Here is a 22,423-nt window from a genome sequence, read left to right as displayed (position 1 = left end):
GTCAAGACCCGCCAGGAGAAGGGCCGCTACACCTCCTTCACCGACTTCCTCGACAAGTCGGAGATCCTGGCCTGCAACAAGCGGGTCATCGAATCACTGATCAAAGCCGGCGCGTTCGACTCCCTGGGCCACACCCGGATGTCGCTGGTGCAGCACCACGAAGCCGCCGTCGATGCCGTCATCGGCCTGAAGCGGCAGCAGGCAATGGGACAGTTCGATCTCTTCGGCGCGGACACCTCCGAAGACAGTGCCGACGCCTCGCCGCTGGCGCACCTGAACTTCACCCACGAGGAATGGCCGCGCAAGCAGCTACTGTCCTACGAGCGGGAAATGCTGGGCCTCTACGTCTCGGCCCACCCCCTGGACGGCGCGGAACGGCTGCTCGCGCCCTACCAGGACACCGGGATCGCCGACCTGGTCGGCGGCGAACGGGACTTCAGCAGCGGCAAGGAGCAGCTCAAGATCGCTGGCATGATCTCGGGAATCCAGCGCCGCATCAACAAAAACGGCCACCCCTGGGCCATCGTCACGCTCGAAGACCTCGACGCCAGCGTGGAAGTGCTGTTCTTCCCCAAATCCTACGAAATGTTCGCCGACTGCCTCGTGGAAGACACCGCACTCGCAGTCAAGGGCCGCATCAACGAACGGGAAGGCACCATCAGCGTGTTCGCCTCTGACGCGGTGCCGGTAGACATCTCGGCGGCGGAGACCGACCCGGGCACCGACCCGGCGTTCGTGATCAAGGTGCCGGTGGGCCGGGTCAACCAGTCCCTGGTGGCGGAGCTGAAGCGGACGCTGCAGGCGCACACGGGAACCACGCCGGTGCAGCTCAAGCTGCAGAGCCAGCGCGGCACGACCCGGCTCGCGTTGTCGAGCGACTACTTCGTGTCCACGGAGAACGGCCTGCAAGGCGAGCTGAAGGGCCTGCTCGGCGCAGGCTGCTTCGAGGCGTACTGAACCAGGCGCGTCAGCTGGGGTCTATTGTTGCCTGGTGTGGGTTTCCGCGTGGTCGAGGCCAGCGCCCAGCGTGGTAAACGTGTTGTTCAGTAGGTGCGCTAGGTCTGCGGTGGCGAGGGTGGCAGCCCAGGCGCCTAGGGCGGATTCGCCTGCTGCCAGGGCGGCATGGACGAGCAGGATCGGCAGCGGATCGCGGTCGTCGCAGCCCATTCGCTCGCGGGTGAGTGCGGTGAGGTTGCTGCGCCAGGTGGCTGTCTTGTCCAGGCGTCGGGCGCGAAGGCTGGGTGTGGTCCAGGTCAGCTCCAGCAGTGCCAGCATGCGGTCCGGGTCAGTGATGCGCGCTGCGGCGTGGAGAAGTACCTCCTTCAGTGAATCCCAAGGGTGTTCGTCCAGCGGGCGGGCCCGGTAGGCGGCGATGAGGTCAGCGCCGACAGCATCCAGTTGGGAGAGCACTGCGTCGTCTTTGGTTTCGAAGTACCGGAAGAAGGTGGCGCGCGAGACCGAAGCGGCGTTGGCGATGTCCTCGACGGTGGTGGCCTCATAGCCGCGTTGGAGGAACAGCCGCAGGGCTGCCTCGGCGAGCTGTCGTCGCACTAGCGCCCGCTTCTGTTCGCGCAAACCGGGCATCGCACCGCTCCTGAGATCGAGTATCGTAAGAGAGACTGAGTCTCAGAATAGCGGGAGGTGACATGCTGCCGACGCGGCGACTGGGCGAACAAGGCTTGGAGGTGTCGGCCTTGGGTCTGGGCTGCATGGGCATGAGCCAGTCCTATGGCGTGCCGGATGATGCCGAATCGATCGCCACGATTCACCGCGCCTTGGAGCTGGGCTGTACCTTCTTCGACACCGCCGAGTCCTACGGACCCTTCATCAACGAAGAACTGCTCGGCCGTGCACTGCGCGGGCGCCGAGAGCAGGCGGTGGTGGCCACCAAGTTCGGGTGGGAATACGACAACGGTGTCCGGGGTGAACTCAATAGCAAGCCAGAGCACGTCCGGGCTGCCGTCGATGGTTCACTGCGGCGGCTGGGCACGGACTACATCGACCTGCTGTATCAGCATCGCGTCGACCTGGAGGTTCCGATCGAGGATGTCGCCGGCACCGTCGGTGAACTGATCAGCGTAGGGAAGGTGCGGTTTTTCGGCTTGTCGGAGGCTGGGGTGGAGACCATCCGCCGCGCCCACGGCACCACGCCCGTCTCCGCGCTGCAAACCGAGTATTCGTTGTGGGAGCGACACCTCGACGATGAGATTCTGCCTAACCTGCGGAAACTGGGCATTGGGCTGGTGCCCTACTCGCCGTTGGGGCGAGGCTTTCTCACCGGCGCCGTCAGGCGCGCAGAGGACTATCCCGAGCAGGATTACCGCCGGTTCGATCCTCGCTTCCAGGGCGAGAATTACGATCGCAACGTCGCCGCGGCCGAGTCTGTGCGCACGCTGGCTGTCAGTAAGGGCATCGCCCCTGCCCAGGCTGCACTCGCGTGGCTGTTGCACCAAGGCGATGACATCGTCCCCATTCCGGGCACTAAACGCCGCACCACGCTGGAGGAAAATCTCGCCGCAGCGGACATTCTCCTCAGTCCGTCCGAACTGGACAGTCTCGCGCTTCCAGTCTCCGGCCTGCGTTACCCAGAAGCGGTCATGCACGTCAACGGTCGATAAGCACAAATGCTGATCGTGTCTTTCCCTTGAACGGCGCCTCTCTGTCCCAAGGGGCTCGGCACAGAGAGTGCCGTTGCCTGCACAGCCCCTGCTGGTCGAGCTACACACGCTGCGGCGTGCTCTGGCATTCCGTCGCGTAGCTTTACGAAAACGCCTTGCCGTGATCGCCGGGTGCGTAGTGCGTCCAGGTAGCTCCGGCCTCGGCGGCCAGGGTGGTGTTGGGGTGGTATCCGAGCATTCCGGCGACAACGGGGGCGGGTGCTTGGAGGACGAGCTGGCGGATGGTGGCGGTGCGGTCGTCACGGCTCGGCAGGCCGAGGTTACGCAGCCGAAGGCGCAGCGAGGTGGTGTGCAGGGGTTGCCCGGCGCGGCGACCGGGGAACAGGAACGGGTTGGTCACGCCGCCGGCAGTGGTGAGGTTCAGCCGGTTTTCAAGGTAGCGGCGGCAGGTGGAATCGCCGAGACCGCCGGCGCAGTCGGTGCAGACCGGGCAACCGTCCGGGGCACGGCGCCCGGGCAACAGCCGGTTGATTCCGCAGTCGGCGCACTGTCCGTTCGCTTCACCCTGATTGGTTCTTCGCGGGGTGAGCGTTGCGGGGAGCAGCCCGTTCGGTCACACCGTCTTCGAAGGCGGCAGCATGCCCATGCCCTCGTGCCACAGCGTCCGAAAACGCTCACGGCTGCGGTGGAGTGCGTTGGCTGAGGTGGTTCTCAGGTCGGTGTGACAGATTTATGTGAAACAGGTTCACTGGAGTCAGGGGCAACGCTGCCGAACGCGAAGGAGTCCTATGTCCAGCACCGACGCGCACACCGATCTTCCCGTTATCGACCACGACTTCGTGCAGAACCTGCACGCCGGGCTCGACCGAATTCGGGCCGCCACGCCAGTCCAGCGCATGGTCACGAGGAGCGGCCTGGAAGTCTGGGTGATCACCCGCTACGACGATGCCCGCGCCGCGCTGGCGGATGCCCGACTGAGCAAGAACAACGCCCGCATGAACGAGGTGGTCCAGGCGAAGCTGCCGCCGGACGTGGACCGCCGGGAGTTCGTCGACGGGCTGGTCGAGCACATGCTGAACATGGACCCGCCGGACCACACCCGGCTGCGCAAGCTGGTGGTCAAGGCGTTCACCGCGCGCCGGTTGGAGGGCATGCGCTCGCGCATCGAGGAGATCAGCGCAGGGCTGCTCGACGCGATGGCAGAGCAGTCCGAAGTGGACCTGCTAAACGCGTTCGCCTTCCCGCTGCCGATCCAAGTGATCTCTGAGCTGCTGGGGGTGGACGAGAGCCGTCGGGACGATTTCCGGGCCTGGACCAACGCCCTGGTGGATGCACCGGAAGATTCGGCGCAGGCCGCCATGGCGATGGCCCAGTACCTGGCCGAGCTCATCGAGACAAAGCGCCGCGAACCCGCCGACGACCTGGTCACTGGGCTGATCGAGGCCACCGACGACCAGGACCGGCTCAGCGAGCCGGAACTGATCTCGATGGTGTTCCTCCTGCTGGTCGCAGGGCACGAGACGACGGTCAATTTGATCGGAAACGGGGTGCTGGCGCTGCTGCGCAATCCGGACCAGTGGGCGGCGCTGGTGGCGGACCCGGGGCTGGTGCCCGCCGCGGTCGAGGAAATGTTGCGCTTCGACGGCCCGGTGATCCACGGAACGTTCCGGCACACTGCCGAACCCGTCGAGTACGGCGGCGTGCAGATCCCGGCTGGCGAGATCGTTTGGGTGGGGTTGGCGTCGGCGAACAACGACCCGGACCGCTTCGCCGAGCCGAACCGCTTCGACATCACCCGCGACGCGCACGGGCACCTGGCCTTCGGCCACGGCATCCACTTCTGCCTGGGGGCGCAGCTGGCCCGCCTGGAGGCGCAGATCGCGGTGCGGCACCTGGTCGAACGCTTCCCGAACCTCCGTGCGGCCGGTTCGCTGGACGACGTGCACTGGCGCTACAGCACGTTGATCCACGGCCTGCAGAGCCTCCCGGTCCGCCTGCGCTGATTCAGGGGTGGGCTAAGCGGCTGCGCCGCTTAATAGCGCTGACCCAAAGGCAACAACCCCTCCCCGAGGAGGAGGATTCGCCCGGGTCGTCGCGGCTACCGTGGTCCGATGCGGATCTCGTTGCCGGACCACCGGCTGGTGCTAGACGGCGCGTTGGCGCTGCTGGTCTTCGCGCTGGCGGGCGGCACTTCGCTGGTCGCAGTCCGGGGCGCGGGCCCGCTGCTGTGGTACGGGATCCTCGGGGTTTCGGTCGGGCTCACCGCGTGCCTGGTGTTCCGCCGGGTCCGGCCGACCGCGGCGGTCGTCGCGGGTTCGGCCTGCATGCTCGTGCTAGTCGCGTTGCCGAACATGACCGGCGGCGTGTCGCCGGTGCTGCCGTTCTCGCTGGTCTACCCGGTGCTGCTGTACTCGGTCGTCGCCTGCGCCGAGTGGTCCGCGTTTGCCGGTCCTGTGCGGCCTGCTCGGCGCGGTGATCGTCGTGCTGCGGCGCTACGAACAGCCTCCTGGAACTCGCGCGCCGGTCGTCGCCCCGTCGAAAGGGGCCCGGGTGGGAGGCTCTGACCGGCCGGGAACGCGACGTGCTCGGCTCGCTGGCGCTGGTCCTGCAGGTGCCCGGCTTCGTCCTGGACGACAGCTCCGCAGGGGCGCTCGCTGCGTTCGGGCTCGCCGCGGCGGCGACCGGGGGCGCGATGCTCACCTGGGGGCTGATCCGTCCGTGGGGCGAACGGTTCCCGCGCTGGATTCCGCGGGCGGCCGGCAGGAGGGTTCCAGTCGACCTCGCCGTCGCACCGGTCCTTGGGGTGTCCGTGCTGGTGATGGCGGCATCCAAGTTGCTCCTGATGCAGACCTTCACCGAGGCCTTCGGCCCCGACGACGTGCTGATCGTGCTGCCCGTCTACCTCTGGCCGCTGTGGTCGGTCGCCCTCGCGCTGGCCGCCGTGAACTACGCATCCGCCGAAGCACCGCGGCGGAACCCATCAGCGCAGCGCGATGATGGTGTAGGGGCCGACCTCGCGCTTGGCGAAGGCGGGCGAGTCGAACACTGCCGGATCGAAGTAGACATCGTAGTCCCGGACGTTCGGCTGCTGCGGGAAGGCGTCGCCCTTCAACTGCAGCACCAGCTTGCCCGACTGGTCTTCCGGGAGCTCCACATCGGAATGCGGGCTCACCGGGTTGGTCAGGACGAAGACGTTGGGCGTCTTGAACCGGCTCTTGCGCAGCATGCCCAGCAGCTCGTCGGGGGTCTTCGCGGTGGTCCACCTGTGGATCTCGGCGGCGCGCTCGTCGTAGTCCGCCAGCGGGTTGGCGTAGTGCGGAGTCTCCTGCTGGAAGCCCCAGTACGGCTGGAAGGACATCAGCTTGTAGTCGGTGGTGAGCAGCACGTTGTCCGTCGGCTTGCGGCCGGTCAGCTCGGCGATCGCGCGGATCTCGTCATCGGTCCACGAGCCGGGCTTGGCCGGGTCGCGCTGACCCATCGCGTTGTCGCCGGTGGGGTAGTAGTCCGCGTAGGCGCGTTCGACGGACGGCTGCAGCGCCAATCCGATCGCGCCCTGGTTGATGGTGATCGCGCCGAGCAGCCCGAGCGCGGTGGCGACCATGCTGATCCGCAGCGCGTACCGGGCGTCCAGCTTTTGCCGCAGGTAGCCGACGAGTTCCAGCAGGCCGAAGACGCCGGCGACGGCCAGCGTCACGTCGAGGATCACGTTGAGACGGAACGCCAGCAGCGTCGTCTTGGCGATCAGCGCCAGCGTCGACAGCACGAACCAGCCGTAGACCGCGAGCACGATGCTCAGCATCGAGGCGGCGACCTCGCTGCGCCGGCACCGCAGCAGCAGCCACACCAGACCGGCCAGGCACAGCACCCCGAACGCGGTGCCTTCCATCATCGGCACCGGCAGGAACGCGCCGTCCTCGGGCAGGTAGTGCTGCGCCGCGCTTCGCGGGTTGTCCAGCAGGAAGTGGGTGGAGAGCAGGTAGGGCAGCCAGACCAGCAGCGCGATGACCAGGCTGACGATGCCGATCGGCAGCAGCCGCAGGAACAGCTGCCGTACCGTCGGCCACAGCCGTTCCCCCTGGTGCACCCGGAACACTCCGGTGATGATCGCCATCAGCACGACCATCAGCACCGCGAACCCGAAGTGCAGGGTGTAGGTGATGGCCGTGAAACCGACGTAGCCGCCGATGCAGACGAGTGTCCACCGTGGAGCGTGGCCCCGGCGGCGCAGCGCGTGCCAGGCCAGTACGGCGATCGGTGCCAGCCACGCCGCCGACGGCCAGGCGTAGGGCTCCTCGATGCCGTGCAGCATCCCGGCCAGCCCCGTCACGATCGCGGCGAGCAGCGCCAGCCGGCGCCGCACCACGACGCTCCACAGCGTGAATGCGACGACGGTGGTCACCGCCACCCAGGCCAGCGCGTACGGCTTGTACGCCGCCCAGCCCTCCCAGCCGATGAGGTTAGCGAACCGGCCGCCCAGCCAGAACCAACCGCCCGGGTAGTAGGGACCGGTGTCGGCGTAGTTCAGGTCGGCCAGGCCCGAAGTGCTGGCCATCCGGGTCATGTACTGCAGGCGGAAACCGTTGTCCACGGACGAACCGCCGTAGTAGAACCTGGTGGCCTGCAAGGGGATCGCGAGCGCGAACGTGCTGAACGCGCTGAGTGCCACCCAGGCGCCGAACAAGCGCAGCCAGCGCGGCGAGCGGCGATGTCCGAACGCCAGCAGCAGGAACAGCACTGCCAGCACCAGCGCGCTGCTGATGGCCGCGAGCGCTTCCGGTGCGAAGCTGGGCTCGCTGATGCTCAGCCGGGCGATGCCGAACTGCAGCACCAGGCTCAGGACCGCCGCAACGAACGCGCTGAGCAGCAACTCGACGACAGTGCTGCGCAGCGGTAGCCGAACGGCCGAATCCCGGCGCGGTTCGTCGATCGGGCTCGGTCCGGTCAACAGCGGACTCGGCAGGATTCCCGCCACTTCGCGCGTCCTTCGGCGTAGCTGACATGGGGGCTCGCGCAGAATAGTTGACGTGCGCTGTGCGCCCTGTCATCGGGTGATGCGGGCGCGACGCGTTGGAGCGCTAGGGTGACGCAGCACAACGGTCGTGGCAGCCGGTAGGAGGTTGGCGGGTGGCGGACAGCCCGGTGGAGCCCGGCGGCACGCGCGCCGCCCCGGAGCGGACCGAAGCCGCGGTCGGCACCGAGCCGGAACCGGTGGTTCCGCAGCTGGTCGCGCCGCCGCCCCGCGTGGTGGTCAAGGCCGACCTGCTGCCCGCGGTGAGCGCTGTGTCGCTGATCTCACTGCTGGGCCTGCCGATCGGCTGGGTGTGGTCGCGGTTGGCGCCGCCGCAGGAGAGCGTGCTCGGCCTGCAGGGCAGGCTGACCCCGCTGCTGGTGGAGGCCTACCACGGCTTCGACGCGATCGCGATCTTCGCGTTGATCGCCTTCGCCGCCGGACTGCTGACGTCTTCGGTGCTGTGGCTGGTGCGCAGGCGGCGCGGCCCGGTGCTGCTCATCGCGGGTGCGCTCGGGTCGGTGGTCGCGTCCTGGCTGGGCGTGCAGCTGGGCGCGTCGTTCGCCGGTGGTCTGTACGCGATGCCAGCGAACCCGCAGCTGGGCGACCTGATCACGATCGCCCCGCAGGTCGGCACCTACTGGGTGCTGCTGGTGCAGCCGTTGGCCGTCGCGCTCGGCTACGGCCTCGCCGCCTCCTGGAACGGCCTGGACGACCTCGGCCGCCGCCTTGGCTGACAGGACTGTTTCCAAATTCGTTTCCCAATACGCGGGTGCTTCGACGTCGGCTGGTAGTGGCCTGGCTCCGGCTCACCAACCGTGTGCGGCGAATGGACTGTTCACTTGAATAGATGAAGCGAACGGATGCTCCGTTCGCTTCACAGCGGCACCCGCCAAAACAGCCCCTATGGCGCCGAATTCCCTCACGGGCGCTGACCAGCGGAAATGTTCCCGCTGATCACTTCGGGGCGCCGCGGAAGGACTGGGTGATCTGCTTCAAGGTGTCGACCGGGACCGCGTCCGCGACGTTCTGATCGGCCGCGGCGATGAAGACCACCGAGCTAGCGCCGTCGTTGTTGGTGGCGAGCACGCTGACCGCGACCGTCGCGGAGTCGCAGGTCTCGGGGGACGGCATCGTGATCTCGGCGATGATCCGGACGGCAGGAACACCGCCCGCGAGCTGAAGCTGCTCCGGCGGGCCCGGCAGGACCACGGGAGCCTGGTCGGCGCGCGTGTAAGCCACCGCGGCGAACTTCTGCAGCGTTTCGGTGGCCACCGCGGCGTCGTCCGGGCCTCGGCGGGCGGTCGCGCCCGAGACTGCCCGGTAGCTGGTCGGAGCGCCGGTGCAGAAGCCCTTCTGGTACTCGGCCACGCCGGTCATCGTCACCGGGTCGTCGGGCGGGCCGAAGCCGTGCACGTTCTCCGGGTTGGAGTCCAGCTTCCAGCTCATCGGCACGTCGTAAATCGCGCCCCGCTTCGGCACCGTCGCCACCTGCCAGCCGGGCACGAGCGGGGGCAGTTGCGGGTTGGCCGCCGTCGGCGGCGCGGCGGACGTCGCGCTGGTGATTGGCTTGGACGGCGTGCTGGTGCGTGCGGGCGGCGGCGGTGCCGCCTGAGATCCACCGTCGGAGGTGCTGAGCACGACGATCGTGGTGACGATCGCGATCACGGTCACCGAGACGAGCGCGATCGCCGCGATCATCGGCCCACGGCTCTTCCCCGGCGGGGTCGGCGAAGGCTGCGCCGGGTAGCCGCTGACCATGCCGGGATAGGGCGGTTGCTGGGGCGTCGGTGGAGACTGCGGCGGCTGCTGGGGCTGGGGGAACGCGCCGAAACCCTGGTACTGCATGCCGGGCTGGGGCCCCGATGCGCCGGGCTGCGCGGTGTTCGGATCGTAGTGCCCGTACTCGTTGGAGCCCCGATTACCAGGTGAGGACATGCGGAGATCCTATCGATGCCGCAAGACAACCCAGCGCCACGTCTTTCGCGTTCAAAGCGGCGCAGCCGCACGCAGCCCGCACCGCGCGCGGGACGAGCCGGGCATCATCGTCCTGGTCAGTTCACGCTGGTGTGCTGGGCGAAATCCGTCAGGGGCGCCGGAACCGCGCGAAGTTCGCGAAGGAACTCGGTTTCCCGCAGCAGCAGCCGCCGGATGTTGCGCAGCCGCTGCAGGGGGTCGATTTCTTCGAGCAGCTCCTGCCGGTCCTCCACGGTCAGCACGCAATCGTCGGCCAGCAGGTACGAAAGCGTCGCGGTGTCGGCGTCCTCGGCCGGAGCTTCGCGGTGTCCGCCGCGCAATCCGGTGTCGTGGTAGCGCTGGTATGCCGCGCGGGCGGCGGTCGTCAGGTACTCGCGGCGCGCCGGTGAGTCGTTCACCGGGGCGGTGTCCGGCAGCCACTCGATGTCGGCCATCAGGTACGGCGCCGCACTCCGGTCGATCTGCAGCAGCCGGAACCGGCGCTCCCCGTTGGCGCTGATGTCGTACCGCCCGCCGGGCAGCTGCCGAACCTGGTCCAGCAGCGCGGAGCAGCCGACGTCGTACATCGAGTCGACGTTGTCCTCGCCGACTTCCCAGCCCTGCCGGATGGCGACCACGCCGAACCGGCGGTGCGGCAGGTCCTCGCCGACGAGGTCGGTGACCAGCTGCCGGTAGCGCGGCTCGAAGATGTGCAAGGGCAGGTGGCCGCCCGGCAGCAGAGCGGAACCGAGCGGGAAGAGGGGCAGCACGTCCATCACGCCACAAACCTACTTCCCAAATGCCCCGGTAGCAGCGTTCAAGGAATTCCGGGCTCGTTTTGTGCGGCGGTGCGGTCTCGTCGTGCGCGTCGCACGTCGCGCTGGCGATTTCGCCGCCTGTGCGCCGAATGCGCCGACCTGCGCCGCGGCGCGAGACGAGTCTGGATGCACTCCCTTCAGCTCGGGGGCCGGAGCACGGCGAAGGGGTCGGTGACCTGCAGGTCCCGGGAGGTGAACTGGAACAGCGCGGGCGGCCGACCACCGGCCGGTCCCGCGGGCACCGTGTGGCCGGTGGGTTCCAGCACACCGCGCCGGGACAGCACGCGCTGCAGGTTGGTCGCGGCGACCTGGTAGCCGAGCGCGGCGGAGTAGATCCGGCGCAGCTCCGAGACGGTGAACTCGGCGGGGGCCAGCGCGAAACCGATGTTCGTGTAGGACAGCTTGGCTCGCAGCCGGTCCCGCGCGGCCAGCACGATCAGCTCGTGGTCGAAGGCGGTCGGCGGCAGCGCGTCGACCGGGTGCCATGCCGTGTCGGCGGGGACCTCGGGGTCGACGTCGGAGGGCACCAGCCCGAGGAAGGCGGTGGCGACGACGCGGCGGCCGGGCACCCGGTCCGGGCTGCTGAACACCGAGAGCTGCTCGACGTGGGTCAGCTTGTGCACGTCGACCTTCTCGGCCAGCTGCCGCCGGATCGAGGTCTCCACGTCCTCGCTGGCGGCCAGCCGCCCGCCGGGCAGTGACCAGCGGTGCACGTCCGGTTCCTGAGCGCGTTGCCAGAGCAGCACCTGCAGCCGGTCGTCCCGGCCCTGGAGGACGCCGGCGAGCACTTCGTGACGAGCGTCGCCCTTGTCCGCGCAACTCGCGATGTTAGGATATGTCACGTTTTCGATTCTAAGGCGAAAACCTCGGGGAGCTTGATCCGGGGTGCTAGCGGAGCCTCCGGGCGGGTTCTCCCGGAGGTCCGGCGAGGAGGACGACATGGCCGCGACTGCAACATGGGAGCGGACCGACGCCGGTTACACCGGGGTGGCACCCACCGCCGAATGGGCGCGCGAGGTGCGCGAGCTGGCCGACGAGCGCAACGCGGTGCTGCTAGCGCACAACTACCAGCTGCCGGAGATCCAGGACGTCGCCGACCACACCGGCGATTCGCTGGCGCTGAGCCGCATCGCGGCTAACAGCTCCGCCAGCACGATCGTCTTCTGCGGCGTGCACTTCATGGCCGAGACGGCGAAGATCCTCGGTCCGGACAAGACGGTGCTCATCCCGGACGCGCGGGCGGGATGTTCGCTGGCCGACTCGATCACCGCCGACCAGCTGCGGGACTGGAAGGCCGAGCACCCGGGCGCCGTCGTGGTGTCCTACGTGAACACCACCGCCGAGGTGAAGGCGGAGACGGACATCTGCTGCACCTCGTCGAACGCGGTGGACGTGGTCCGCTCCATCCCGACGGACCGCGAGGTGCTGTTCTGCCCGGACCAGTTCCTGGGCGCGCACGTCAAGCGCGAAACCGGCCGGGAGAACCTGCACATCTGGGCCGGGGAGTGCCACGTGCACGCCGGGATCAACGGGCCCGAGCTCGCCGCGCGGGCGGCGGCCAGCCCGGACGCCGACCTGTTCATCCACCCCGAGTGCGGGTGCGCGACCTCGGCCCTCTACCTGGCCGGTGAGGGCACCGTCGCCAAGGAACGGGTGAAGATCCTGTCCACCGGCGACATGCTGACCGCGGCGAAGGAGACCGGCGCCCGCTCGGTGCTGGTGGCCACCGAGGTCGGCATGCTGCACCAGTTGCGCCGCGCCGCACCCGAGATCGACTTCCGGGCGGTCAACGACCGCGCGTCCTGCCGCTACATGAAGATGATCACCCCGGCGGCCCTGCTGCGCTGCCTGCGGGAAGGCGCCGACGAGGTGCACGTGCCGAAGGACGTCGCCGACCGGGCGCGGGCCTCGGTCGAGCGGATGATCGCCATCGGCAAGCCCGGAGGCGGCGAATGAGCTGGGAAGCAGGTGCGGACTTACTCGTCGTCGGCACCGGCGTTGCGGGCCTGACGGCGGCGCTGCGGGCCCGCGAGCTGGGCCTGCGGGTGCTGGTGGTCAGCAAGGACAGCGCGTCGGCGGGCAACACCAGCTGGGCGCAGGGCGGTATCGCCGTGGTCCGCCCAGACGAGCTCGACCCGGGCGACAGCCTGCGCAAACACGTCGAGGACACGCTGACCGCCGGCGCAGGACTGTGCTCGCGTCCGGCGGTGCGGGACATCCTCGCCGAGGGCGCCGAGGCGATCGCGCGGCTGCGCGCGGCAGGTGCCCGCTTCGACCTGGGCGCGGACGGTGAGCTGGCGCGGACCCGCGAGGGCGGGCACAGCGCGTTCCGCGTGATCCACTCCGGCGGCGACGCGACCGGGGCAGAGGTGCAACGCGCGTTGTCCGAAGCCGTGCGCGGCGGTGGAATTCCGGTCCTGGAGCAGCATTGCGTCGTCGAGCTGCTGCGCGGCGACAGCGGCGCCGTCGTCGGGGCGCTGGCGATGGACTCAGAGAGCAGGGCGGGTGTGTTGCACGCCCCGGCGGTGCTGCTGGCCACCGGCGGCCTCGGCCAGCTCTACGCCGCCACCACGAACCCGGAAGTGTCCACTGCGGACGGTATCGCGCTCGCGCTGCGGGCCGGTGCCTCCGTCGCGGACCTGGAGTTCGTGCAGTTCCACCCGACGGTGCTCTACACGCCGGGTGGGCCGCGAGGGCGGCGGCCGCTGATCACCGAGGCGGTGCGCGGGGAAGGCGCGGTGCTCGTCGACGTGCACGGGCGGCGCGTGATGGAGGGGGAGCACCCGCTGGCCGACCTCGCCCCGCGCGATGTCGTGTCTGCGGCGATCAACAAGCGGGCCGCCGAAACCGGCGCGGAGCACGTGTTCCTCGACGCGACGAGCATCGGCCCGGGGTTCGGCGAGCGGTTCCCGACGGTGTACGCGGCGTGCCAGGCGGCCGGCATCGACCCGGTCCGCGAGCCGATCCCGGTGGCCAGCGCGGCGCACTACTCGTGCGGCGGCGTGGTGTCCAGTGTGGATGGCCGAACGACCGTGACCGGGCTCTACGCCGCCGGTGAGGTCGCGTGCACCGGGCTGCACGGCGCGAACCGGCTGGCGTCCAACAGTCTCCTGGAAGGGCTCGTGGTCGGTGGGCGTGCGGCCGAGGCGGTGGCCAAGGACCTGTGCTGCGGGCTGCTGAACCGCAAGGTCCCCGGTGCGGCGGTGCAACCGGCGATGGCGGTGGTCGACCGGGACCTGTTGCAGCGCACGATGAGCCGCTACGTCGGCATCGGGCGCGACGACGAGGGGCTCGCGGAAGCGACCCGAGTCCTGGACCGGGCGGCCATCGTCCGTCCACTGCGGACTCGGCAGGCCGTCGAGGACTCGTCGCTGGCGCTGACCGCGCAGGCGTTGCTGGCGGCGGCCAGGCAACGCGCCGAGTCGCGCGGCTGCCACCGCCGAACGGATTTCCCGGGCATCGACGACCTGCGCTGGCGTCGCAGCACGGTGCTCCGGCTCGACGCCTCGGGGTGCCTCATTCACACCGCGGCCGGGATTGCGAGGACAGCGGCATGAGCATCGATCTGGAGAAGGCCCGCGAGGTCGTCCGCACGGCGCTTGCCGAGGACCTGCGCTACGGGCCGGACGCGACCACCGAGGCAACGGTTCCGGCCGGGGCGATTGCCGAGGCCGCGTTCAACACCCGCCGGGCCGGGGTGGTCGCGGGCCTGCCGCTGGTGCGCCTCGTGCTCGACGAGGTGCTGGGCGCGGACGCCTACGCCGTGCTCTCCGAACGTTTCGACGGTGCTGTGCTGTTGCCCGGCGACTGCGTGCTGCAGGTGAAAGCCCCGGTCCGCGGCTTGCTCACGGCGGAACGCACGGCGCTGAACCTGCTGTGCCACCTGTCGGGCATCGCGACCGCGACGGCGGCGTGGGTCGAGGCCGTCGCGGGCACGGGCTGCCGGATCCGGGACAGCCGCAAGACGCTGCCGGGCCTGCGGGAGCTGCAGAAGTACGCGGTCCGCTGCGGCGGCGGGTTCAACCACCGGATGGGCCTCGGCGACGCGGTGCTGATCAAGGACAACCACGTGGTGGCGGCTGGCTCGGTGGTGGCGGCGGTGCGCGCCTGCCGCGAGCACGCGCCGGACCTGCCGATGGAGGTCGAGGTGTCCACGCTGGACGAACTCGACGAGGCGCTGGCGGAGGACGTGGCGCTGGTCCTGCTGGACAACTTCACACCGCAGCAGTGCGCGGAAGCGGTCCGCCGGGTCCGGGAGACGTCGCCGGCCACGGAACTCGAAGCATCGGGGGGTCTGACCCTCGAAGTGGCCCGCGCATACGCGGAAACGGGAGTCCAGTACCTGGCGGTAGGAGGCCTGACCCACTCCTCCCCAGCTCTCGACCTCGGCCTGGACATGTAGTCACCGGGTGGCGAAGGGCTTGCTGAACAGGTCCACGTCCCACTGCTCGACTGCCCGATGAGCGCGATACCACTCGTTGTGCTCAAGGCAGCGCCGAAACGCGTCGGGCCGACCGAGCGCGTCGTACCCGGTCACAAAAGGGATTCGAAATCGATGCGCAACTCGACGGGGTCGGACACCGCCAGCTTGTCGGTGTCGACCCCGGCGGGTGCGTAGAGCCGCGTTGTCGGATCCAGTCGGTAGCGGAACGCGGTCAAACGCCGGTCGTCTTGGCGGTCGCTCTCGAAGCGCCAGAAGTGCTCGATGCCTGCGGCAGCGTACTCGGCTGGCTTGTCGATCTGATCGGCGGTGACGGAGCCCGGCGACATCACTTCGATCACCAGCAGGCAGTGCTGGGGACGCAGGTCGGCGTCCTCCGGCAAGGCGGAGTCGTACACGACGACGTCTGGTCTGCGGTTGAGCAGCGGCACGTCCCGCAGTCGCAGATCGACATCCGTGGCAACGGTGAGCTCGGGTCCAGCCGCGAGCTCGAGTTCGTTCGCGAGACGCCGTGCGATGATCTGGTGCGAGCGACGGGGGGCAGGCGTCACGACGATGGCTCCATCGACAATCTCGATGCGGCGGCACACTTCTTCGGGCAGCGCCTCGTACCCCGCGGCGCTCAGCCCCTCCGGTGGTAGCGCCATCCAGTCAGGAAGTGCGGTCATTGTCGAGCCCCTCTCCCTACGGGTACCGGACCAGCGTAGCTGTAGCGCCTCGTCGCAGGGACCTCGCGCGACGATTCCTTCACTTGGAGTTACGTAATGCTACCGAACGTGTTCATGCTTGTGGATGTCGGGCATGATCTGGTCATGGCACAGCTGATCGGGGTGAGGCGCTGGTGAGCACTGTGCAGGCCGAGCGGGTTCGGCATGGGCATGTAGTCACTCGGTAGCGAGAATTTTGAACAATGCGTTGTTCACATCGGTCAGGGCTGCTGTGTCGACCCGGCGCTTCTGCTTTGTCAGCCAGGCCTTGCGGAACGGGCTGATCCTGTCCACGACAGCGAAACTGCCCTCGCCGACGGCGACCGACCAGCCTCCTGGAAATTCATCTTGCACCACAGGAACGACCAGTACTTGGGGTACATCTGGCAATGCGTTGTACATCCCGCCGGATACGACGAGCACCTGGGTGAGGTGTGGCCGGTTCGTATCCCAGATTTCACCGCGAAGCGGGCTCATTCGTGCCCGGCCTCCTGTTCTGTGCCGTCTAGGTCGCCGGAAAGGTCGGCATCCCACGCGTCAATGAGGTCGCGGTGAGTACGGTGCCACTCGTTGTGAGCGATGTGGCGCCGCCGGGTGTCCTCTCTCTCCAATGCTCGGACCATCCACTCGTTGGCTGAGATGCCATCGGCTTCCGCCCAGCGGCGGGCGTGTTCATACAGCTCGGGGTCGAGCGAGATCGTCGTCCTCATGAAGGAAGATGCTAGCAAGAGGTGATGGCGGTTCCTGCTAGCTCATTGGTGTGGAGAGGTAGCTGCCTGTCTTGGCTGAGGTGTTGTTCTGGGCTGTCGGGGAACCTGGCCGCACGGGTGCGGTCTGATACAAAACCGTGGGGTGGAGATGACAAATTCCCTGTTTGTTCTGCCTTCGTCGTTGTTGGGCGGGATCTACCGGGCCAGGCGGCCCACCGGGCCCGTTGTCGGGTTGGTCGTCGTGCTGGGCTGCCTGATCGTCGGGCAGGCCATCGCCGCGCTGGTGCTGTTCCCGGTGCTCGGGGCTTCGCCGGAAGTCCTGCTCGGCGGCGCGATGGGGCTAGTTGACCAGCTGGCGATGATGCTCAGCTTCGGCGGCGCTGCCGGTCTGCTGACGCTGTGGATCTGGGGCAAGGAGCGCCGGTCGTTGGGCAGCGTGGGGTTCTTCCCCGCGTCGCGCGTCGGCGCGCACCTGGCGCTGGGCGCCGGGGTGGCGGTGGTGCTGCTGTCGGTGCCGGTCGGCGCGAACATCCTCAGTGGACAGTTCGAGGTCGGTTCGGTCCGCGCCGCGCAGATCGGCGGCGCGCTCGTGGCGCTGATCGGGTTCATCGTGCAGGCCAGCACCGAGGAGGTCGTCACCCGCGGCTACCTGATGCAGGTCACCTACCGGAAGTGGGGCCTGACCGCCGCGATCGCCTTCCAAGCGGTGGTGTTCACCGCGCTGCACGGAGTCAACGCCAACGTCAGCGTGATCGCCCTGGTCAACATCCTGCTGATCGCCCTGCTGCTGGCGTTCTGGGCGCTCACGGAGGGCGGCCTGTGGGGCGTTTGCGCGTTCCACGTGGTGTGGAACTGGCTGCAGGGCAACGTGTACGGCATCGAAGTGTCCGGAATGGAAATCCGCACGACGGTGCTGGACATCGGCGTCGCGCCGGGCAGCGCGAGCCTGCTCACGGGCGGCGGGTTCGGCGTCGAAGGCAGCCTGATCGCCACCGCGGTGCTCGCCATCGCCGCGGTGCTCGCCGCCGTCGCCTTCCGGCACAACCTCGCCCGTACGAGCGAAGCGTGAAGGCCACCTTTCGCCGAGCGAGTCGGCAGCCGAGCAGGTCGGCAGAAGGTGCCCTTCATCTCGGGGGTCTGGCGGGACGTGGGCGAAGGTCCTTGATTGTGCTCTGACCAGCACGAACAGTGCTGAGGAGTACCGACGTGTTTGGACAGGTTCCGACCCCTCGGACGGCCTGTAGGCGGCCTGACGTGGCCTGGCGGACGGTCAGCAAGATCATCTGGGCTGGTGCCGTGATGAGCATTTCAGCTCGGCTGATGCTGCGGTGATCGCTCACGCGGGCTCGGTGGTGGCGGTGATGGTCGCAGATATCGAGCACCATCACACGGCTGATGGTGAGTGGGCGGTCTGCGGCGGTCCGGCTGACGAGTGGGTGCGGCTGGCGGAAGTGCTCGGCAACGTGGAGGCGGCCGTGCGGGAGGCTCGGCGGCGGCTGGCTCCGGTTCGGCGGGCGGCGGTGGCTCGGGCGGTGGGTGCGACTCGTCGCCAGGAGTAGCGAACTCGCCATACGTTGATCGTGTGAGGGCAAGGGGTGGCATGTCGGCTGTCCCTTGCCTTCGCATGTCCTGGTGTCTCCACCTACGAGTGAGGGGCCTGTGTTCTCTTCCCGTCGACCTGGCGCCGCCTGATCAGATCGTGTCAAGGGGGCACCTTCCGGCTTGTCGTGGGGTTCGTGCGGTCTGCCCCCTTGACTCGGTCTGATAGCCCCTTGTGGAGGTCGACGGGAAGAGAACACGGTCCTGAGCGGACCGCAACGCGCGGGCTCCTCCCCTCTCCCCGGAGACCTCCTGGGGTCTGGGGGCGGAGCGCCCCAGCTCCACTTACGACGACGCAACCTGTCCTACCCCGCTCGTCACCCTCCCCGGCTTCTTCCTTCTTCCTCTCCCCACGAATATCCCCGGGGCGTAAGTCCAAGCGGCTGAAGCCCTGCTTCGGGCGAACGTCGAGCCGAAGGAGGGCGAAGCGCTGTAGCAGGTCAGGCGTCGTTACCGTGGTCATCTTCCTGGTCAGGCTCCCAGAATTCCATCATCTCGGGGTCGCCTTTCTTGTCCGGGTCCCAATATTCGATTACTTCGTCGAAATCGTAGACGAAATAGATCGGCTTATATTCGCAGCTCTTGAGTTTTTCGAATATTTCTTGCGCGATTTGCTTATGTTTCTTTTCGTCTCCGCGTGGGCCTCGGACGGTCAAACCACGGGGCATTTCCTTGAATGGTATCCCCGTGTCTTCGTCTACGTCGTGGCCAAGGTCGTGCCTGATGGACAGCTCGAAAGTAACAAAGTGACTGGAGTTGGGGTCACGTATCGCGAGGTAGTCTGCATATGGCTCTTTGATCGACTCGAAGTCGAGTCCGATAATTTGCTCGATTTTCGTTACCGTAGAGGCCGGATTGCCGTCATCGTCAAAGTAGATATCAAAATATTTCGGCATCAGCTTTCCCGTTTCCAGTGGAAGTCAAAAAACTTACCCCATACTCTGACACGCGTGAGTTTTCCTGCATTGCCGGGTGCATTGATATACGCCTTCAGTCCATTGAATGCATTCTCGCTGGTCAGATCCGTCTTTCGCGCATCAATTATAACGTCTGAACTTTGCCCTCCCTTTTTTTGCGATTTACTAATCATTTTCTTGACGGTTTTGTGCGACGGAACGTTCCCGTCCTTTTGCTGCAAGGTCTTGAACTCTACAAGAGTACCGTTAACCGTAGCATCAGCTGTACGCAACCCTCTTCGGGTCGACAGACGGCGAATGATGTTGGGCCCGCTCTGCGCTAATCTTTTGGCAATCGACTGTTCGTCTGGGCTGAATTTTTCTTCGTCGGTGGTTCCGTTGTCTTCGATCGAGCCGGGCCATGTTGCGGGGTCGTCGGTGACTCCGTCTGGCAGTGGTTCGGGTGCGGTTACGATGGGTTTGGGCAGGTTGTCGTAGGTGCTAGTTGGTGTTGGGTGCTGGGTCGTGGGGGCAGGTGGGGTCGGTGGTGGGCGGGTTGTCGGGGTTGTCCGATGGGGTTCGCTTGCTTCTTGGATCTTGTGGCGCAGATTGGCGAGTGCGCGCACGATTTCGGCAGCGGCGTTTGCGAGCTGGTGTGCTTCGTAGACAAGTTCGTTGTCGGGTCCGAGGATTTCGGCGAGTCGGTCTCGGAGGGTTTCGATGGTGTCGCAGAGTGCGTTGGTTTCGGTTAGTGGTATGGCGTCAGCGGTCAGCCGGAGGTTTTCCGCTTGACCGCTGATTGTTTGGTCATTCATCACTGCTGGTGGTATGCGGCCTTGTCGAGGACCATCTGTCGCAGGTGTTCGAGCCCGGCCGAGACCGTGCCGACTTCGTTGGAGACGGCTTTGATGTGGCCGTGGAGCTCTTGGGCACTGGAGGTGTCTCCGAGGATTCCTTGGACCTGTTGTGCCAGGGTTTCGAGTTGTCCCCTGATCGCTTCGGCCTGGACGATGGGCACTTCGTCGGCGAGGGCTTGCAGCTGTTGTGCCTGTTCGGCGATGGACACGGGTATTCCTCCTTGTGGGTGTTCACTGTGGACGGTTGGTGAGGTTTGGATGCCTGGCCAAGGCAGCGGTACGGGGGTTGCCGCGCCTTGGCCAGGCGCGGTCCGGTGCCTCGACGAAGGGGATCGGCGGTGAGGGCACCGGACCGAACTTGTGAGCGGCTTTGCGCCGCAATGGTTGTGATCGGGCGGTTGTTTCGGGGAGTGGTTCCGGTGCGGGTGCCGGTCGGGGGGCACAGGACTGACGACACCCGCACCGGGGCTTACGGGGAGTGGGCGTGTGCGGCGGCGCAGAGGCGGCAGCCCGCTGGGTATATGCGGGCGTGACTGGGGGCGTCGCTGCCGAGAATTCGTGTGCCGCAGCGGGTCACGCCGTCGTGGGTTGGGTGGCGTTCGTGTGTGACGCGGTGGTGGTCGGTCCACACCTCGGCGTGCTCGATGTTGTCGCCGTTGTCGGGATTCTTGGGGAACCAATCAACCGAGGAGGAAGCAAGTTCGTGGAGCACGGCTGCATGTGGGGCGCGAACCGGAAGTCCTTCCATCGTGATGGCGGTCATCGGGCGGCTGCCCTTCTGCGCAGTCGCGCGAGTTCTCCAGGGCAGAACGAGCACGGCGTTGGCGTGGGACGCTGCGGGCCTTCTGGGAACAAGCTGGTGAGGGGAACACCGCACAGGGCGCGGGGCGCTCCGCTCTGGATGGTGTGGGCGATGTTGTTCAGGCTGATCAGCGTCCGGAAAGACAGGGAGCTCACTGCGGGCTCACCACCCCTGCGGTGAGTTGCGGGACCTGGTCGGCGGCCATCCATGCGGGCCCGTGGGCGTCGTGCTCGTGCTGGCCGACCACGGCGGGGTCCGGATCGGTGAACAGGCATCGTTTGGCGGCACACCGCCACGTGGTGGTGTAGTCGGGCGCGAACGTTCGACGCGGCATCGCAGCCTCACAGGGTCGGGTCGGAGGGACTCGGTTGGAACACGAGGTGATCGGGCGGCCAGCACTGCCAGCAGTCCCCGGCGGTCGCGAGCAACCACCACACGTGGTGTGGGTAACGCGTGTCTCTGCCTGCAACGGGCACGGCTTCGGCTGGGGGGAATGCGTCACCGTTACCCGCCTGAACGACGGTACGAGCGTCGGCCGTGGCTGAACTGTCAATGCAGTGACAACTCGTATGCAGTAGTGGACACTGGTGGGCGTGGATGCGACAGGCATAGGTGGCCGTATTGCGACGGTGCGGAAACTTGCTGGTCTTACGCAGGTCGCGTTAGCGCGCCGTATGGGCTACAGCGTAAGCATGCTCCGCAAAGTTGAGCAGGGCAGCGAACCAGCCGCACCGATGTTTGTAAATCGGGCAGCTGAAGCCCTCGGTATCGAACCCGCTCAACTCCACTGGGACCGGTTCGAGTGGCGTAGAGATGGCGACGGGTTGGCTGACCAAGTGGTCTCGATTCGTGCAGCCTTAGATCTCCTTGACCTACCGCCGGACTACTCGGCGCAGCCACGCCCGTTGCCCGCGCTGCGATCAGAGGTTCAGCGCGTCAATCAGTTGGCCCAAGCTGCGCGTTACGAACCGATGGTTGCCGCACTACCAGCATTGCTAGCGGAGTTGCATACAGCCGCCGAGACATTCACCGGTGATGAGCAACGCGAGGCATGGGCATTACTGGCGTTGGCCAGCCGTTGCGGCCACTCAGTCGGTATCGCTATGGGTGACAACAACATGTCGGTTAGCGCGCTGAGTCGTATGGACCTGGCAGCCCAACGAGCTGGAGATCACGCGCCGGGGTTGCGTGCGGCTCGCGAGTACCTGCGAATCACGGCCTATCTACGGGTTAAGAATTTCGATGCGTGCTGGCGGCTGAATGCCTCCGGATCTGCACACCTAGACGGGGCTGACGATGCGCCCGGAGGCGTGGTCGCTCGCGGACAACTTCATCTTGGCGCATCGGTTATCGCGGCCAACACAGGTAATCGTGATTTGATGAATGACCATCTTGATGAGGCTGCTCGAATTGCGACGGTTTCCGGAGAGCAACCCGAGCGCTTTTGGTTCGGGTTCGGCCCTACGAACGTGGCAATTCATCGGGTCGTCACGCTGGGAACGATCGGCGATCATGCTAGGGCTGTTGAGGCCGGAGAAGGTCTCAAGTTTCCGGCCAACTGGCTACCAACGCGCGTAGGGCATCATCACCTCGATATGGCTCGCGCTTGGCGCTGGCTGAACCGCCCAGAGGAGGCACTACGGTCCCTAGTCCGTGCGCGACAGGTGGCGCCAGGACAAGCTAGGCGGCACCCGATGACACGCGACACAGTGACCGCTCTGGTTCAGTCGCAACGGCGTCGCTCCGACATGTTGGCGGGGTATGCGAACTGGTTGGGACTACACCTCTGAGTTAGTGTTCTCCCTGGTCGGCAAGGCCATAGATTATTGGTTCGGAAGCTGTTAGCGCTGGAACCCAGACCGCCCTCTAGCAAATTTGAGCTGGGCGGCTGTCGGTTCTCGGCAGATCCGCCGCGTTCCTAGTACGGCAGCAGCCATTCGCTAGCTGACCTGGGTGATCTTGGTGTCGCGGGCGAGTCTGGTGCGTTTGTGGTGCCATCGTGATCGTGCTT

The 22,423-nt window shown here is 67.0% G+C and carries 24 protein-coding genes; 11 read left to right on the top strand and 13 right to left on the bottom strand.

Going from position 1 to position 22,423, the window contains the following annotated elements:
- A partial coding sequence (locus ACWDKQ_RS28590; RefSeq protein WP_450141873.1) for an OB-fold nucleic acid binding domain-containing protein occupies positions 1 to 957 on the top strand: 957 nt, incomplete at its 5' end.
- 21 nt (positions 958 to 978) lie between these two features.
- Here the strand turns inward: ACWDKQ_RS28590 and ACWDKQ_RS28585 are convergent.
- Positions 979 to 1,584 carry a TetR family transcriptional regulator gene (locus ACWDKQ_RS28585; RefSeq protein WP_450141872.1) on the bottom strand — a complete coding sequence of 202 codons (606 nt, stop codon included), beginning with the start codon at positions 1,582 to 1,584 and terminating at the stop codon, positions 979 to 981.
- Between the two features lie 62 nt (positions 1,585 to 1,646).
- Here ACWDKQ_RS28585 and ACWDKQ_RS28580 point away from each other — a divergent pair, with 62 nt between their 5' ends.
- Entirely contained in the window at positions 1,647 to 2,618 is a 972-nt protein-coding gene (locus ACWDKQ_RS28580) for an aldo/keto reductase (protein ID WP_450141871.1), read from the top strand.
- Positions 2,619 to 2,760: 142 nt separating this feature from the next.
- Here ACWDKQ_RS28580 and ACWDKQ_RS28575 read toward each other — a convergent pair whose 3' ends face one another.
- The gene (locus tag ACWDKQ_RS28575) at positions 2,761 to 3,138 is read right to left on the bottom strand and encodes a hypothetical protein (protein WP_450141870.1); all 378 of its coding nucleotides are present in this window, start codon (positions 3,136 to 3,138) and stop codon (positions 2,761 to 2,763) included.
- Between the two features lie 268 nt (positions 3,139 to 3,406).
- On the opposite strand from ACWDKQ_RS28575, the gene ACWDKQ_RS28570 reads away from it, so the two are divergent.
- Both ACWDKQ_RS28570 and ACWDKQ_RS28565 read left to right on the top strand, forming a co-directional pair.
- Positions 3,407 to 4,621, top strand: coding sequence for a cytochrome P450 family protein (locus ACWDKQ_RS28570; RefSeq protein WP_450141869.1), 1,215 nt, complete (start codon positions 3,407 to 3,409; stop codon positions 4,619 to 4,621).
- A gap of 108 nt (positions 4,622 to 4,729) precedes the next feature.
- Positions 4,730 to 5,182, top strand: a complete 453-nt coding sequence (locus ACWDKQ_RS28565) for a DUF7134 domain-containing protein (protein ID WP_450141868.1) — start codon at positions 4,730 to 4,732, stop codon at positions 5,180 to 5,182.
- Between the two features lie 416 nt (positions 5,183 to 5,598).
- Here the strand turns inward: ACWDKQ_RS28565 and ACWDKQ_RS28560 are convergent, their stop codons facing one another.
- Complete coding sequence (locus ACWDKQ_RS28560) at positions 5,599 to 7,590, bottom strand: arabinofuranosyltransferase (RefSeq protein WP_450141867.1); 1,992 nt, start codon at positions 7,588 to 7,590, stop codon at positions 5,599 to 5,601.
- A gap of 152 nt (positions 7,591 to 7,742) precedes the next feature.
- On the opposite strand from ACWDKQ_RS28560, the gene ACWDKQ_RS28555 reads away from it, so the two are divergent.
- Positions 7,743 to 8,363 carry a DUF2567 domain-containing protein gene (locus ACWDKQ_RS28555; protein WP_450141866.1) on the top strand — a complete coding sequence of 207 codons (621 nt, stop codon included), beginning with the start codon at positions 7,743 to 7,745 and terminating at the stop codon, positions 8,361 to 8,363.
- Positions 8,364 to 8,583: 220 nt separating this feature from the next.
- Here the strand turns inward: ACWDKQ_RS28555 and ACWDKQ_RS28550 are convergent, their stop codons facing one another.
- The 3 genes from ACWDKQ_RS28550 to ACWDKQ_RS28540 form a co-directional block, all read right to left on the bottom strand.
- Entirely contained in the window at positions 8,584 to 9,564 is a 981-nt protein-coding gene (locus ACWDKQ_RS28550; protein WP_450141865.1) for a hypothetical protein, read from the bottom strand.
- A gap of 116 nt (positions 9,565 to 9,680) precedes the next feature.
- The gene (locus ACWDKQ_RS28545; RefSeq protein ID WP_450141864.1) at positions 9,681 to 10,358 is read right to left on the bottom strand and encodes an LON peptidase substrate-binding domain-containing protein; all 678 of its coding nucleotides are present in this window, start codon (positions 10,356 to 10,358) and stop codon (positions 9,681 to 9,683) included.
- Positions 10,359 to 10,537: 179 nt separating this feature from the next.
- Positions 10,538 to 11,188 (bottom strand): NUDIX domain-containing protein, encoded by a 651-nt coding sequence (locus ACWDKQ_RS28540; protein ID WP_450141874.1) that lies wholly within the window; start codon positions 11,186 to 11,188, stop codon positions 10,538 to 10,540.
- Between the two features lie 151 nt (positions 11,189 to 11,339).
- Here ACWDKQ_RS28540 and nadA point away from each other — a divergent pair, with 151 nt between their 5' ends.
- Genes nadA through nadC form a run of 3 tightly spaced genes read left to right on the top strand, consistent with a single transcriptional unit; the run spans position 11,340 to position 14,802 of the window.
- The gene (gene nadA, locus ACWDKQ_RS28535; protein WP_450141863.1) at positions 11,340 to 12,356 is read left to right on the top strand and encodes a quinolinate synthase NadA; all 1,017 of its coding nucleotides are present in this window, start codon (positions 11,340 to 11,342) and stop codon (positions 12,354 to 12,356) included.
- Positions 12,353 to 13,957, top strand: coding sequence for an L-aspartate oxidase (locus ACWDKQ_RS28530; protein WP_450141862.1), 1,605 nt, complete (start codon positions 12,353 to 12,355; stop codon positions 13,955 to 13,957). The genes nadA and ACWDKQ_RS28530 overlap by 4 nt, the downstream gene beginning before the upstream one ends.
- Complete coding sequence (gene nadC / locus ACWDKQ_RS28525) at positions 13,954 to 14,802, top strand: carboxylating nicotinate-nucleotide diphosphorylase (RefSeq protein WP_450141861.1); 849 nt, start codon at positions 13,954 to 13,956, stop codon at positions 14,800 to 14,802. The genes ACWDKQ_RS28530 and nadC overlap by 4 nt, the downstream gene beginning before the upstream one ends.
- A 131-nt stretch (positions 14,803 to 14,933) precedes the next feature.
- Here the strand turns inward: nadC and ACWDKQ_RS28520 are convergent, their stop codons facing one another.
- The 3 genes from ACWDKQ_RS28520 to ACWDKQ_RS28510 form a co-directional block, all read right to left on the bottom strand.
- Entirely contained in the window at positions 14,934 to 15,509 is a 576-nt protein-coding gene (locus ACWDKQ_RS28520) for a Uma2 family endonuclease (protein WP_450141860.1), read from the bottom strand.
- Positions 15,510 to 15,725: 216 nt separating this feature from the next.
- The gene (locus ACWDKQ_RS28515) at positions 15,726 to 16,025 is read right to left on the bottom strand and encodes a hypothetical protein (protein WP_450141859.1); all 300 of its coding nucleotides are present in this window, start codon (positions 16,023 to 16,025) and stop codon (positions 15,726 to 15,728) included.
- Positions 16,022 to 16,258: a hypothetical protein gene (locus ACWDKQ_RS28510; protein ID WP_450141858.1), complete on the bottom strand. Its 237-nt coding sequence runs from the start codon at positions 16,256 to 16,258 to the stop codon at positions 16,022 to 16,024. Before ACWDKQ_RS28510 ends, ACWDKQ_RS28515 begins: the two co-directional genes overlap by 4 nt.
- A gap of 148 nt (positions 16,259 to 16,406) precedes the next feature.
- Here ACWDKQ_RS28510 and ACWDKQ_RS28505 point away from each other — a divergent pair, with 148 nt between their 5' ends.
- Both ACWDKQ_RS28505 and ACWDKQ_RS28500 read left to right on the top strand, forming a co-directional pair.
- The gene (locus tag ACWDKQ_RS28505) at positions 16,407 to 17,327 is read left to right on the top strand and encodes a CPBP family intramembrane glutamic endopeptidase (protein WP_450141857.1); all 921 of its coding nucleotides are present in this window, start codon (positions 16,407 to 16,409) and stop codon (positions 17,325 to 17,327) included.
- A gap of 259 nt (positions 17,328 to 17,586) precedes the next feature.
- The gene (locus tag ACWDKQ_RS28500; RefSeq protein ID WP_450141856.1) at positions 17,587 to 17,817 is read left to right on the top strand and encodes a hypothetical protein; all 231 of its coding nucleotides are present in this window, start codon (positions 17,587 to 17,589) and stop codon (positions 17,815 to 17,817) included.
- 480 nt (positions 17,818 to 18,297) lie between these two features.
- Here the strand turns inward: ACWDKQ_RS28500 and ACWDKQ_RS28495 are convergent, their stop codons facing one another.
- The 4 genes from ACWDKQ_RS28495 to ACWDKQ_RS28480 all read right to left on the bottom strand — a co-directional run bounded on the left by ACWDKQ_RS28495 (position 18,298) and on the right by ACWDKQ_RS28480 (position 20,746).
- Positions 18,298 to 18,753 (bottom strand): hypothetical protein, encoded by a 456-nt coding sequence (locus ACWDKQ_RS28495; RefSeq protein ID WP_450141855.1) that lies wholly within the window; start codon positions 18,751 to 18,753, stop codon positions 18,298 to 18,300.
- A complete protein-coding gene (locus ACWDKQ_RS28490) occupies positions 18,753 to 19,568 on the bottom strand; it encodes a CdiA C-terminal domain-containing protein (protein ID WP_450141854.1) in 816 nt (271 codons plus the stop codon). The genes ACWDKQ_RS28495 and ACWDKQ_RS28490 overlap by 1 nt, the downstream gene beginning before the upstream one ends.
- Positions 19,568 to 19,819 (bottom strand): hypothetical protein, encoded by a 252-nt coding sequence (locus tag ACWDKQ_RS28485; RefSeq protein ID WP_450141853.1) that lies wholly within the window; start codon positions 19,817 to 19,819, stop codon positions 19,568 to 19,570. The genes ACWDKQ_RS28490 and ACWDKQ_RS28485 overlap by 1 nt, the downstream gene beginning before the upstream one ends.
- A gap of 744 nt (positions 19,820 to 20,563) precedes the next feature.
- A complete protein-coding gene (locus ACWDKQ_RS28480; protein ID WP_450141852.1) occupies positions 20,564 to 20,746 on the bottom strand; it encodes a hypothetical protein in 183 nt (60 codons plus the stop codon).
- A 253-nt stretch (positions 20,747 to 20,999) separates the two neighbouring features.
- On the opposite strand from ACWDKQ_RS28480, the gene ACWDKQ_RS28475 reads away from it, so the two are divergent.
- Positions 21,000 to 22,202: a helix-turn-helix domain-containing protein gene (locus ACWDKQ_RS28475; protein WP_450141851.1), complete on the top strand. Its 1,203-nt coding sequence runs from the start codon at positions 21,000 to 21,002 to the stop codon at positions 22,200 to 22,202.
- The last annotated feature ends 221 nt before the right edge of the window (positions 22,203 to 22,423 follow it).

Source organism: Saccharopolyspora sp. NPDC000995, assembly GCF_053599315.1.
This window is presented reverse-complemented; position numbering and strand designations above follow the sequence as displayed.